Below are 13,224 nucleotides of genomic sequence, written 5' to 3'. Positions count from 1 at the left end.
GCGGTCACCGCTTGAGGAGGGCGCGGAGGCGGGCCCTCTGCCTGGAGTTGAAGTAGCGGCGGACCATGCGCACGGCGAGGCTCGCGGGGGGCGGGTCGAACACGGTGCCGGTGTTCTCGGGGGCGGCGAGGCCGGTGTGGTCGGCGGCGCCCCAGATCCCGGCCACGGTGGCGTCGAGGTCGGTGCCGCCGGTGATGTGGCGGGCGCGCGCGAACGCGGCGGTGCGTTCGAGCCTGGCTGGCGGGCCGCCGGGGAGCTGGGCCAGGAGGAGCCCGGCGTCGACTCTTTCGATGGCGGCGAGTGCGCCGCCGACGCTGTCGGGTCGCAGCGGCACGGGCCCGGGGAGCAGGAGCCGGTAGGGGACTGCCGGGTCGGCTTCGGGCGCGTCGGTGCTGATGCGCACGCGCGCTTCGGTGTCGTAGAGCTCTTCGAGCAGGCGCAGTTGCGCGCCTTCGCCACCCAGGATCGAAGCGCGGTCCTGCGGGGCGGGCCCCTGGCCGGTGACGAGGGTGATGCGGGCGTCGCCGTCGGGGCCGCCGAGGACGGGCGCGACGCACGCGTCGACCTCCGCGGCGGTGGCGTCGGCGATGTCGATCACGATGTCGATGAGGGGGACGCGCCAGGCGCGCGGGGGCGCGGTGCGGCGCAGCCCGTGGAGGGGCACGCGCTGGGCGATGTAGGGGACCCGCTGGTGCCTGCCCTCCTGCTCTTTCTCCTGCATCTGCGGGAAGCCGAGGTGCCATGCCGAGGATTCGGTCTCGGGCACGAACACGGCCCCGGCCTGGGCGAGGCGGTAGGCGAACTCGGTGTCCGAGCCCAGGCGCAGGTCGGTGTCGAGACCGCCGACGGTCTTGAAGAAGTCGCGGTGGAGGGACCCGGTGGCGCCGATGAACACCCGGTAGTTGAGCGGGTGGTGGGTGGTGAGATGGTCGGTGTCGGCGAGGACGTGCTCGGTCCAGTGCGGGCGGGAGTCCTCGACGGCGAACAGCGCGGCGGCCTCGCCGCAGCGGACCTTCTCGTGGACCTGCGCGGGCGTGAAGTGCCCGGCCTCCCAGGCCACGAAGCGCTTGTGGCCGAGGACGGCGAGGTAGTCGGCGCCGTGGTGCCAGCGCATCTGCTGCTCGACGTGGTCGGCGTAGGCGACCATGTCGGAGTCGAGGCGGAGGATGACCTGCCCGTCGGCGTGCGCGACGCCGGTGTTGACGCCGTGCGCCGAGCCCCACGAGTCCGGCGTGGTGGTGACCAGGCGGGTGTGTTCGGGGCGGATCTCGGGCAGGCGCAGGGGCGGGGTCGAGTTATCGTCGACGACGACCACTTCGGTCAGGTCGGCCGGGTAGGTCTGGGCGGCGAGTGCGGCCAGGGTGAGGTCGAGTTTCTCCTGGTTGCCGTAGGCCGGGACGACGACGCTCACGGTGAGGGTGGGGCGCCAGTCGCCGGAGGTCGGCGGATGCAGCGTCCTATAGTCGTTGCGGACGATGCGCGGGCATTTAGGTGAGTCGTTCATTTCGGCCTCACGATAACCCGCTCGGATCGGGGTCGGACGACCGGACTGGCTGTTCAACGTCTGTTTATGCAATGGACGGCAATTGTTCGGACGCCATTTGGGCGTGCGGGACCGGGCCGGAGCTAATGGCGTGAATTGGGATCTGGAAATTGAGACGGATGCGGTGAACGGTGTGGACGAGATCGAGCGGTATCCCGCCGGTCTCATTGACGATTACCTGGCTCGGGCGCGGACGCGCCGGCCCGGGACGCTGGCGGCGACGGCGCTGCGCACGCGTTCTGCGGCGGGCCGGCATCTGCTCGCGCGCGCAGCGTGCCCGGATTTGACGCTTCCGCAGCTGCTGGAGGCGGCTCGGGCCGGGTCGCTCGGTCCGGCGAGGGCCGATGCGGCCGCGCTCTGCGAGTTGGCTCGCGTGGTGGGATTGCAGACCGGTTCGGAAGCCGACCGGCGGGACGCGGTGGCGTTGTACGACTTGGCGTTGGCGCTCGCCGGACCGCGTCGGGTGCAGGCTCGGGACGCGGCCGTGCACGCGCAGTTGGCGTTCACGTTCGACCCGGAGCGGGCCGCGCGCCTGCTGCGCCGGTACGGGAAGCGGATGGCCGCGGCCCCGCGCGCGGCGTTGGAGGCGGATCTGGCGCACCCGGAGCGCGGCGGCGACGAGGCGGCGTGGGTCACCGCGTTGGGCCGGCTGTCGGGGCACCCCGAGCTGCGCCTTCGCCCCGATACCGAAGTGCCTTGGTTCGACCGGTTGACCGCCTCCCCGGGGGTCCCGGTGGAGGGACCGCGCATCGCGGTGGTGATGACCACGTACCGGCCCGGGCTGCCCCTGCTGACGGCGTTGCGGTCGCTGATCGAGGGCACGTGGGTGAACTTCGAGGCGGTCGTGGTCGACGACGCCTCCGGCCCCGAATACGCTGCGGTGCTCGATGCCGCTGCGGCCCTTGACGACCGGGTCACGGTGCTGCGCCGCGAGGTCAACGGCGGCACCTTCGCGGCGCGCAACACCGCGTTCGACCACATCGACGCCGCCGACATCCCGTTCGAGTTCGTGACGGGCCTGGACTCCGACGACTGGGCCGCGCCCGGCCGCCTGGCCCGTTCGATCGCGCCGCTGCTGGCCGAACCGGGCCTGCAGTTGACGTACGGCGAGGCGTTCTTGTTCAACGAGGACCTCACGGCGACCCGTCCCGGGCGGGTCCTCACCACGGCCTCGACCGCGTCGATGATGTTCCGCCGCGACGTGCTCGACCGGCTCGGCTACTACGACGAGGTCCGCAAGGGCGCCGACACCGAGTTCCTGCACCGGGTCGGTGCCGCGTACGGCCCAGGCGCGGTGCGCCGTCTCCCGTTGCGCGACACCGTGATGCGCCAGGCCCCCGGGTCGCTCTCGCGCGAGGAGTTCGGCGCGGGCTGGAAGCACCCCTCGCGCCACGCCTACCAGTCGGCGTACCCGCTGTGGCACCAGGAGATCGCCCGCGATGACGCCGACCCGCGCCTGGAGCGCGGGCAGCGCCCGTTCTGGGCCCCCGCCCACGCCGCCCTGGCTCGCGGCGAGCAGCGCCAGAGGCATTTCGACGTCGTGTTCTGCCTCGACTGGCGTCCGTTCGGCGGCCCCCAGAAGTCCGCGATCGAGGAGATCCGGGCGCTTACGGCCGAAGGCCGCTCGGTCGCGGTCATGCACCTGGAGTCGTGGCGGCACATGACGACCGAGGACCGGCCGATCTGCGAGCCGATCCAGCGGATGATCAACGCCGGCGAGGTCGAACACGTCCTGGTCACCGACGACGTGGTCTGCGACCTGTTGGTGCTGCGCTATCCGCCGATCCTCCAGTACCGCTCCGGGGAGCGCTCGAACGTGCGCCCGGCTCGGATGGTCGTCCTGGCCAACCAGGCCCCGGCCGAACGCGACGGCTCGGACGCCCGCTACGTGCCCGACGCGTGCCACGCCAACGCGATCGACATGTTCGGCGTCGCGCCCCTGTGGGTCCCGCAGGGCCCGCAGGTCCGCGAAGCCCTCGGCGGCCTCACCGCCGGGGCCCTCGCCGACTTCGACATGCCCGGCATCCTGGAGACGGCCCAGATCGCCCCGCCCCGTCAGGGGTTCCGCTCGCTCCTGCCCGTGGTCGGGCGCCACTCTCGCGACGACCGCACCAAATGGCCCGCCCCCGCCGACCTGCCGCTGGTCTACCCCGGCGACGGACGCTGGGACGTGCGCGTCATGGGCGGCGTCAAATCCGTGGTCGCCGCCACCGGGGCACCGCCCCCGGCGACCTGGACCTGCTACGGCTACAACGAGACCGACGTCGACTCGTTCCTCTACCAACTCGACTTCTGGGTGTACTTCCCCCACCCCCAGCAGTACGAGGCGTTCGGCCGCGCGGTCCTGGAGGCCCTCGCCTCCGGCTGCGTGGCGATCCTCCCGCCCCGCTTCGAGGCCACGTTCGGCGACGCCGCCCTCTACTGTGAACCGGCCGAGGTGGCTCCGCTGATCGAGGCCCTCTACGCCGACCCCGACCGCTTCGGGGCCCAGAGCGCGCTCGCCCAGCGGCGCGTCCGCGAGCGGTTCAGCCACGACTCGTACCGCCACCTCGTGGCGGGCCTGCTGTCCGCCCCCTCGACCGACCCTGTGAGTGCCCGCGATGAAGACTAAGCTCAAAGCCCTGTACCGCCGCCTCGGCCGCCCGCCGCTCGCCCGCCTCGCCGCCATCGCCGCGGCCTGCGCCGCCGCCGCGCTCTGCGCCGTCGCCTTCGCCGGCGGCACCCGCGTCCTGTGGACCGTGTCCTCCCTGATGAGCCTGGTCACGTTCACCGGACTGGTGCTGGTGTGGGCCGAGCTGCGCACCGCCAGGCGCGAAGCCCGCGAATCGGCCGAACGCACCGAGGTCACCTACCGCAGAATCCTCGCCGCCTTCGAGGTCGAACGCCTCGCCGCCGAACGCCGCCGCGCCGCAAAAGAAGCCGACTTACGGCTCCTGCCAGCGCCGGGACCATGAGCAACGTCTCGGATCGGCCCTCATGGGGCCCCGCGATGCGGGCGGTACTATTGGCGCGCTGTGTCAACCACCTGTTCCGGGAGGGCCGCCCCCATGGAAGAGCCGATCATCCAGGCTCGCGACCTCGGGATCTGCTTCGCGAAAGGCAAGCAGAAGAAAGGCCGGGTCAAGGACCTGTTCGTGCGGCGCTCCGCCAACCAGAAGGGCGTCGCGACCAAGGACTTCTGGCCGCTGCGCCATGTCAACTTCGACATCTTCCCCGGCGACGCGGTCGGCATCATCGGCCGCAACGGCACCGGTAAGTCCACGCTGCTGCGCCTGATCACCGGCGTGCTCATCCCCGACGAGGGCTATGTGCGCCGCGAGGGCCGCGTGGCTCCGCTGATCGCGCTGTCCGCCGGGTTCTCCGGGGACCTCACCGGCCGTGAGAACGTGAACCTCGTGGGCGCCCTGCACGGCATGACGAACAAGGAGATCAAGTCGAAGTTCGACGAGATCGTCGACTTCGCCGAGCTCGAGGACTTCATCGACACGCCCGTCAAGCACTACTCCTCGGGTATGAAGGTCCGTCTCGGTTTCGGGGTGATCACCCAGCTGCCGCACCCGATCCTCCTCGTCGACGAGGCGCTCGCGGTCGGCGACGCCGCGTTCAAACGCAAGTGCCACACCGTCATCAAGGGGCTGCTCGACCAGGGCCGCACCCTCGTGTTCGTCTCCCACTCCGAAGGCGACCTGAAGAAGTACTGCGAGCGTGGGATCTTCCTCGACGCGGGCACATTGGAGACCGACGGCACGGTCGCCGAGGCGCTGGACGCCTACAAGGCCGCCGAGAAGCGCGACGCCGACCGGGCCGCCGCCAAGAAGAAGAAGGCCGCCGCGGCCAAGGCCGCGGCGGAGAAAGCCGCGGCCCCGCCGGTCCCCGGCGCGGTCGAGGCGGCCACGTGAGTCGAGCGGTCATCCTGCCGGCCCCTGGGGGCCACGCCGAGATCGACGAGGACCGCACCGTCCTCGACCGCCTGATCGCCCAGATCCGCGACGCCGGCTGCGACGACGTCACCGTCCTCACCCGGCCCGGCACCGACCGTCCCGTCAAGGCCTCCCAGATCGAGTCGATCGACGCCGAGACCGACCTCGCGCACATCGGCGAGCTCGCGTTCGCGGGCGGGCCGCTGTTCCTGGCCTGCGCCGACCTGGTCGCCTCCCCGACCACGATCAATGCGGTCCTCTCCGACTCCTCCCGGCGCTCCGGTGTCCTCGTCGGCGCCGACGACCCCGCCGCGGCCCCGGTCACGGTCGACCGCGGCCTGGTCACCGGCCCCGGGCCCGGCCCGGCCCGCCTCGGCGGCCTCGCGAAGGTCTCCGAGGCGCACCTCGAACGCCTCCGCCGGCACTGGCCCGCCGACGCCGCGGGCGACGCGTTCGCCGCGGTCCTCGCGCTCCTCCAGTCCCGCGCGATCCCCGTCAACGCCTACCGCACGGCCGGGCTCGAACACCGCCAGGTCGCCGACGCCCAGACCGCGCGCGAGGTCATCGCCGCGTTCGAAGCGGTCGACGTGGACGCGTGGCGGCTGCGCAACGCCGTCAAGCACGACGACGACCTGTTCGCGACCTACGCGATCTCCTCGTGGTCGCCGAAACTCGTGAAGCTCTCGGCCCGCCTCGGCTGGACCCCCACCCCGATCACGTGGGTGTCGATCGCGCTCGCGGCCGGCGCGGCCGCGATCTTCACGACCGGATGGTCGTGGTGGTACGTCGCCGCCGCGGCGCTCATGTACTTCAGTTTCGTGTTCGACTGCGTCGACGGGCAGCTCGCCCGGTACACCCAGAACTTCTCGTCCTTCGGCGGCTGGCTCGACATGATGGCCGACCGCACCAAGGAGTTCGCGATCTACGCCGGTCTCGCCGCCGGCGCGGTGGCGGGCGGCGCCCCGGCCTCGGCCGCGTGGGGCCTGGCCCTGGCGTCGATGTGCGTCCAGACCGTCAAGCACACCGCCGACACCTGGTACGCGGTCCTGCTGGACACCGCCGTGGTCCGCCGCGCCCGCGAAAGGGAGTCCGCGCCGCCGGTCGGGCGCGCCGCGCACCTGGGGCAGCGGCTCGGTTCGGCCTCCGACCAGGTCATCAACGCCCACCGCACCCCCCTGTACTGGATCAAGCGGACCATCGTCGCGCCCGTGGGCGAACGCTGGCTGCTCTTGGCCGTCGCCGCCGTCGCGTTCGGCCCCCAGATCGCCCTCGCGGCCCTGCTGACCTGGCAGGTCGCCGCGCTCGCGTACACGACCCTGGGACGCACGCTCCGTTCGCTCGCCGCGCGCACCGCCGCCCTGCGCCGCCCCGACCGGGCCGCGCACCGCGACGACGGCCCGCTCGCCCGGCTCGTGCCCCGCAACGCCACCAGCGGCGACATGACCCCGTTCGCGGCCACCGCCGCCGCCGTCCTCGCCGCCGCGGGCGCCGTGCTCGCCGCGGCCCTCGACACGCCTCCGTGGGTCCCGTTCGGGCTCGCCGCCCTCGCGCTCGTCGTGGCAGCTTCGGTGGCCCGCACCGACCACGAAGGCGTCCTCGACTGGTTCATCCCCGCCGGGCTCCGCGCCGTCGAACTCGGCGCGATCGCCGCCGCCGGGATCTGCGCGGGCGTGGCCTGGCCGGTCCTGTACGCGCTGCTCACCGTCATCGCGCTCTACTTCTACGACCTCGCCGCCGGACTCGACAAGGCCGCCTCCCCGGTGGCCCGCCGCGACCTCGGCCTCGGCTGGCCCGCCCGGGCACTCATCGCGATCATCGCGAGCGCCATAGCGGTCGCGACCACCCCGGCAGTGGCCACGGCCGTGTACGCCGCGCTCGCGGTCTACATCGCAGCGGTCTTCGTCGGAGCGGTAGTCGCAGGCACGGTCCGGGCATCGAAGGCAGCAGCGGCCTGACCCGCCGGGTCCGACGCCACCGGCCGATCGGCAGCGTCGCAACCGGCTCAGCTCGCGTCCCCGTGCAGCGATCACCTGCGCCCTTCTCGACCGCGGCCGTTTCCGCTCCGCCGTCGGACCTGGCGTGCCACATGCCTTTTCGACAGGCCCCGTCCACACCCGCCCCGCCGCGGGTCCCGAGCGCCGCCCTCGTCCTCCCTTCCGCGCCTCCCGCACCGACCGGTCACTTCGGACTCCGCCGCCCGCTCCCACCACGGCGCGCGCGGGCACGAACGAGCCTTCGATGACGGTCGTGCTTGACCGCCAAGCGAACTCGTTCGGGCTACATACCCCGACGGGCGCGCAACCCTGGCCGCTCGCGACTAAGGTGTACCTGTGCGCAAGTGTCGGGTTCCGCGTCTGGTCCTCGCCGCGACCGTGATCGGGGCGGTGGGGATCTTGGCGCTGCCCTGGAACACCGGCGAGACCGACCCCGGAACCGACTCCACCATTTCCGAAGTGGACTGGATCCTGGTCGACGAGCCCAGCCCCTGGCCCTCCGGTGAACCGGTCCCCAGCCCCAGCTACGACGGTGACGGCACCGCCGATCCCACCGGAAGCGAAGGCGAGGACGGCAACGGCGGCAACGGCCCCGGGCCCGAAGGCGACGGCGCCTCCCCGGAATCCGGCCCCAGGGGCGAAAAGGACGACAACGAGTCCGGCGGCATCATCGGCATGGCCTTCCCGGCCCAGGCCGGCGCCAGCGTCGGCCTGCTCGCGCTCGCGTTCCTCGCGCTCCTGCCCGGCCGCAAGATGCCCGAACGGCTCCGCTAGCCGACGCCGGTGAACGTCCCGCCTGCCTACGACCCCATCGCCGTGTACGTGTAGTCGCGCCGCGCGAACTCCGCGAAGATCTCCTCCAGGGCCCCGCACATGTCCTTCTGGTTCGACGCGCCGTCGTGCAGCAGCACGATCGCGCCCGGCGAGCTCGCGTCCAGCACGCGCTGTTCGATCTGCTTCTTCGTGGTCGCGTTGTCCCAGTCCGAGGGGTCGACGGTCCAGTGCAGCGACTCCATGCCGAGGTCGGCGGCCACCGCGATCGCCTTGTCGGTCCACTGCCCGCCCGGGTGCCGGAAATAGGGGATGTCCGCTCCCGGGGCGGCCTTGGTGATCGCGTCGTTGGTCCGCTGGAGGTTCGCGCGGATCTCCGCCTCGCTCCACGTTCCCAGGTCGAACTCGTGGAACCACGAGTGATTGCACAGCGTGTGCCCCTCGTTCACGATGTCGGCCACGAGCTCGGGATAGGCCTCCGCATAAGCGCCGATGACGCAGAACATGGCCTTGACGCCCTGCTCGCGCAGCATGTCCAGGACCCGCGGCGTCCACTCCGGGGACGGACCGTCGTCGAACGTCAGCGCCACCGCCTCCGAACCGGTGTGGTTCCGTGTCCCCAGCGGGCCCTCGTACACGGCCACCGGCTCGGCCGCCGGGGCCTCCGGCTCCGCGCTCGGGCTCGCGGGCGCGTCGCTCGCCGGGGACTCCCCGGTGGGCTCGCCCGCCTGTTCGTCGGCGGGGGCCGTGGTCTCGGCCTCCCCGCCGTCCTCGCTCCCCGGCGTAGGCGACTCCGACACAGTAGGCTCGGCCGAGGCCAGGGACCCCGAAGACGGCGCTTCGCCTTCGGGCCACAGCCAAGCGAGCGCCAGCATCGCCACGATCGCTGCCGCAATGCCCAGTTTGTGACGCCCCATGCCGTGATTGTAGGTGTCCTGTGCCACAGGACGGTGGATTCGGGAGGTCCCATGCGACTCGTTGTCGGCATGACCGGAGCGACGGGCGCGATCTTCGGCGTCCGGCTCCTCCAGGAACTCCGCGACATCGAAGGCGTCGAGACGCACCTGGTCATGAGCCGCTGGGCCCGCACCACATTGCGGCTGGAGACCGAGTACAGCCCCGCCGACGTGGCCGCGCTGGCCGACCACGCGTGGGGGCCCGCGGAGCAGGCCGCGCCGATCTCCTCAGGGTCGTTCCGCACCGACGGGATGATCATCGCGCCGTGCTCGATGAAGACCGTGGCGTCGGTGCGCACCGGCTTCACCGACGGCCTCATCGGCCGCGCGGCCGACGTGACCCTCAAGGAGCGCCGCCGCCTGGTGCTGTTGGCCCGCGAGAGCCCGCTCTCGGAGATCCACCTGGAGAACCTGCTCGCGCTCTCGCGCATGGGCGCGGTCGTGCTGCCTCCGGTGCCGGCCTTCTACAACCGGCCTGAGACGATCGACGATGTGGTCGACCACGTGGTCGCCCGCACCCTCGACCAGTTCGGGCTCGACAGCGCCAAGGCCCGGCGCTGGGAGGGCCTGGACGACACCCCGGAGGAGTAGCGCGTGGACACGCTCATGTGGGAGGCCAAGGCCGCTGACGGCCGCGGCGCCGAACTGCTGCGATGGGTCCTCGACGAAGGCGTGCGGGGCCTGGACCCCACACTTCGCACCGAGGTCTTCATCGCCGGCGACCGCGTCGTGGTGATCACCGTCGGCGACCGGCCCCCGCGGCACCTGCTCGACCCGCCCGGCGAACTCGTCGACCGCCCGCCCCACGCCTGGCCTTTCACCCGAGTGAACCTCGCACCCTGACCGGCCCCTCCTCCTCGCCGCGCGCACGACCGTTCACCGAGGTGAAGCTCGCACGGTTTCCCGGCGCAGCCGTTCGGCCAAGTGAACCCCGCGTCATGACCGGCTTCCCGGCCCCGCCGCGCGCACGACCGTCGGCGCGAGCAGCCCTCGCGCCTTGATCGAAACATCGCCTTTGGTGCGATGTCGTACCCGAGCGCGATGATTGAAATGGGGGGTCCCCAGGCGGGCGATTTGCGTGGGTATGGGATAGAAAACGGGGCTTTCTGGCGCAATGCGCCGGAAAACCCCGTTTCACGTTTCGTCTAGCGGCCGATGCCCTGGTAGGTCCAGCCGTGGCTGCGCCAGCGCTCGGGGTCGAAGGCGTTCATGCCGTCGAGGATGCGGCGCTCGGCGACCTGCTGGCCCAGGGCCTCGGGGTCGAGGGTGCGGAACTCCTCCCACGGGACCATCGCGCACACCACGTCCGCGCCCGCGACCGCTTCGGCGAGGGTCTTCACGAAGCTGAGCTCGGGGGCCTCGGCCTTGGCGTTCTCCAGGCCCTCGGGGTCGTACACGACCACGTCGGCGCGCGCGGCGCGCAGCTTGCGGGCCACCGCGAGCGCGGGGGAGTCGCGGATGTCGTCGGTGTCGGGCTTGAAGGTCGCGCCCAGGTAGGCCACGCGCACGCCCGACAGGTCGGGCCCGTTCGGGCCCGAGGTGCGGCCCACCAGGTTCGCGACCGAGCGCACGGTGTGGGTGCGGCGGCGGGTGTTGACCGCGTCGACCTCGTCGAGGAATCGGAACGATTCACCCACACCGAGCTCGCGGGCCCGCGCCGAGAGCGCCCGGATGTCCTTGGGCAGGCACCCGCCGCCGAAGCCGATCCCGGCGCGCAGGAACTTGTTGCCGATGCGCTGGTCGTAGCCGATGGCCTTGGCCAGGTCGACCACGTCGGCCCCGGCGGCCTCGCTGAGGTCGGCCATCGCGTTGATGAAGGAGATCTTGGTCGACAGGAACGCGTTGGCCGCGACCTTCACCAGCTCCGCGGTGGCCAGGTCGGTCTCCACGACCGGGACCTCGCGGTCCTCGACCGCGGCGAGTTCGAGGATGCCGCGGTGGACGTCCTTGAGCAGCTGGGAGGCCCATTCGGACTGGGCGGCGTAGACGATGCGGTTGGGGCGCAGGACGTCGTGCATCGCGTTGGACTCCTGGAGGAACTCCGGGCTCCACCCGACCTCGACGCCGAGCCCTTCGGGGGCGTGGCGGTCGACGAGCTCCTGGACCCAGGAGGCGGTGCCGACCGGGACGGTCGACTTGCCGACGATGAGGACCTTGCGCGACAGGTGCCGGGAGAGGTCGACGACCGAGGCCTCGATGTAGGACAGGTCCGCGCCCGGCTCGCCCTTGCGCTGGGGGGTGCCCACGCAGATGAAGTGGACGTCGGCGAAGTCGGCCACGGCCTGGACGTCGGTGGTGAAGCGCAGGCGTCCCGATTCGAGGTTCTTCTTGAGCAGCTCGGGCAGGCCCGGCTCGTGGAAGGGGACGGTGCCGGAGGCGAAGGCCTCGATCTTGGCGGTGTCGACGTCGTACCCGATCACCTCGTAGCCCAGCTCCGCGAAGCAGATCGCGTAGGTCGCCCCGAGGTAGCCGCAGCCCAGGAACGAGATGCGCGGTCGGGTCGTGGTGTTCTGCGAGGGGTTCTGGTTCGCGTTGGCCATCTATGCGTGCCCTGTCTGTGCTGGTGCGGCGTGGTGCCTCGGTCTGGCAGCCGCGTGGTCGCTGCCTCGGTTCGCGCGGCGACCTCGAATTGTACGTGAATCCGCCTATTGCCCGTGCCACCGTATATTCAGCTTCACGCATGAACTTCCCATGACGTTGCAGGGAAGGCGTGTAAAACTCACGGTGTTGCCTGTCACGGGCGCGCCTTAGGGTGAGTTACACTCGCCCTATCTTACTGACGAGTAACAACTGCCGGGAGCCACTGATGTCCACCGGGTTCAGCCCCTATCAGCTGCCAGACGAGTACGCCGACATCCGCTCGGCGACCCGCGACGTGTGCGACGCGGGCGTGGCCCCGCACGCCGCCGAGGCCGACGCCACCGCCACGTTCCCCGAGCAGTCCTACGCCGCGCTGCGCTCGGCCGACCTCCACGCCCCGCACATCCCCGAGACCTATGGCGGCGCGGGCATCGACGCGCTCGGCACCGCCATCGTGATCGAGGAGGTCGCCCGCGCGTGCGCCTCGTCCTCGCTCATCCCGGCGGTCAACAAGCTCGGCTCGCTGCCGCTCTTGCTGGACGGCTCCGAGGACCTCAAGCGCCGCTACCTGCCGGCCGTCGCCTCCGGCGAGGCGATGTTCTCCTACTGCCTGTCCGAACCCGAGGCCGGCTCCGACGCGGCCTCGATGACCACCCGCGCGGTCAAGGACGGCGACGAGTGGGTCCTCGACGGCGTCAAGCGCTGGATCACCAACGCGGGCGTCAGCGAGTTCTACACCGTCTTCGCCGTGACCGACCCGGACCTCGGCGCGAAGGGCGGCATCTCCGCGTTCGTGGTCGAGAAGGGCGACGCGGGCGTCTCGTTCGGCAAGCCCGAGAAGAAGCTCGGCGTCAAGGGCTCCCCGACCGCCGAGGTCTACCTCGACTCGGTGCGCCTCCCGGCCGACCGCCTCATCGGCGAGGTCGGCCAGGGCTTCTCCCTGGCGATGCGCACCCTCGACCACACCCGCGTCACGATCGCCGCGCAGGCCCTGGGCATCGCGCAGGGCGCGCTCGACGCCGCCACGGCCTACGCGGCCGAGCGCGAGCAGTTCGGCAAGCCGATCGCCGCGTTCCAAGGGGTCCAGTTCCTCCTCGCCGACGCGGCGATGAAGATCAGCGCCGCCCGCGAACTCACCTACGCCGCCGCCGCCAAGTCCGAACGCGGCGACGCCGACCTCACCTACTTCGGCGCCGCCGCCAAGTGCTTCGCCTCCGACGCGGCCATGCAGATCACCACCGACATGGTCCAAGTCCTCGGCGGCTACGGCTACACCCAGGACTTCCCGGTCGAGCGCATGATGCGCGACGCCAAGATCACCCAGATCTACGAAGGCACCAACCAGGTCCAAAGAATCGTGATCGCCCGAGAACTCCAGCGCGGCAAGGCGTTCTGACCGTTCAATCGCAGCCGAGAGGCGAGACCGGGGCGATCCGGTCTCGCCTCTCCGCTTGTCGCGT

General features: G+C 71.5%; 11 protein-coding genes. 8 read left to right on the top strand and 3 right to left on the bottom strand.

Features of this window, described 5'->3' with window-relative positions:
- Positions 1–4: 4 nt before the first annotated feature.
- Positions 5–1,504, bottom strand: a complete 1,500-nt coding sequence (locus tag AB0B28_RS07615) for a glycosyltransferase (protein WP_360118166.1) — start codon at positions 1,502–1,504, stop codon at positions 5–7.
- A 322-nt stretch (positions 1,505–1,826) separates the two neighbouring features.
- Between AB0B28_RS07615 and AB0B28_RS07610 the strand changes: the two genes are divergently transcribed.
- From AB0B28_RS07610 to AB0B28_RS07590, 5 genes are all read left to right on the top strand, one after another.
- Positions 1,827–4,154 carry a glycosyltransferase gene (locus tag AB0B28_RS07610; protein WP_360118163.1) on the top strand — a complete coding sequence of 776 codons (2,328 nt, stop codon included), beginning with the start codon at positions 1,827–1,829 and terminating at the stop codon, positions 4,152–4,154.
- Positions 4,144–4,497 (top strand): hypothetical protein, encoded by a 354-nt coding sequence (locus AB0B28_RS07605; protein ID WP_360118160.1) that lies wholly within the window; start codon positions 4,144–4,146, stop codon positions 4,495–4,497. The genes AB0B28_RS07610 and AB0B28_RS07605 overlap by 11 nt, the downstream gene beginning before the upstream one ends.
- A 93-nt stretch (positions 4,498–4,590) precedes the next feature.
- Entirely contained in the window at positions 4,591–5,442 is an 852-nt protein-coding gene (locus AB0B28_RS07600) for an ABC transporter ATP-binding protein (protein WP_360118157.1), read from the top strand.
- Entirely contained in the window at positions 5,439–7,418 is a 1,980-nt protein-coding gene (locus AB0B28_RS07595) for a CDP-alcohol phosphatidyltransferase family protein (RefSeq protein ID WP_360118154.1), read from the top strand. The genes AB0B28_RS07600 and AB0B28_RS07595 overlap by 4 nt, the downstream gene beginning before the upstream one ends.
- 375 nt (positions 7,419–7,793) lie before the next feature.
- Positions 7,794–8,231, top strand: coding sequence for a hypothetical protein (locus tag AB0B28_RS07590; protein ID WP_360118151.1), 438 nt, complete (start codon positions 7,794–7,796; stop codon positions 8,229–8,231).
- A 26-nt stretch (positions 8,232–8,257) separates the two neighbouring features.
- Here AB0B28_RS07590 and AB0B28_RS07585 read toward each other — a convergent pair whose 3' ends face one another.
- On the bottom strand, positions 8,258–9,145 hold the full coding sequence (locus tag AB0B28_RS07585; RefSeq protein ID WP_360118148.1) for a polysaccharide deacetylase family protein: 888 nt from the start codon (positions 9,143–9,145) through the stop codon (positions 8,258–8,260).
- A gap of 51 nt (positions 9,146–9,196) precedes the next feature.
- Here AB0B28_RS07585 and AB0B28_RS07580 point away from each other — a divergent pair, with 51 nt between their 5' ends.
- Positions 9,197–9,775: a non-oxidative hydroxyarylic acid decarboxylases subunit B gene (locus AB0B28_RS07580; protein WP_360118145.1), complete on the top strand. Its 579-nt coding sequence runs from the start codon at positions 9,197–9,199 to the stop codon at positions 9,773–9,775.
- Positions 9,776–9,778: 3 nt separating this feature from the next.
- Positions 9,779–10,027 carry a hypothetical protein gene (locus AB0B28_RS07575; RefSeq protein WP_360118142.1) on the top strand — a complete coding sequence of 83 codons (249 nt, stop codon included), beginning with the start codon at positions 9,779–9,781 and terminating at the stop codon, positions 10,025–10,027.
- A 302-nt stretch (positions 10,028–10,329) separates the two neighbouring features.
- Here the strand turns inward: AB0B28_RS07575 and AB0B28_RS07570 are convergent, their stop codons facing one another.
- Entirely contained in the window at positions 10,330–11,724 is a 1,395-nt protein-coding gene (locus tag AB0B28_RS07570; RefSeq protein ID WP_360118139.1) for a UDP-glucose/GDP-mannose dehydrogenase family protein, read from the bottom strand.
- A gap of 266 nt (positions 11,725–11,990) precedes the next feature.
- On the opposite strand from AB0B28_RS07570, the gene AB0B28_RS07565 reads away from it, so the two are divergent.
- A complete protein-coding gene (locus AB0B28_RS07565; protein WP_360118136.1) occupies positions 11,991–13,160 on the top strand; it encodes an acyl-CoA dehydrogenase family protein in 1,170 nt (389 codons plus the stop codon).
- The last annotated feature ends 64 nt before the right edge of the window (positions 13,161–13,224 follow it).

Source organism: Glycomyces sp. NPDC046736, assembly GCF_040645615.1.
GTDB lineage: Bacteria > Actinomycetota > Actinomycetes > Mycobacteriales > Micromonosporaceae > Glycomyces.
This window is presented reverse-complemented; position numbering and strand designations above follow the sequence as displayed.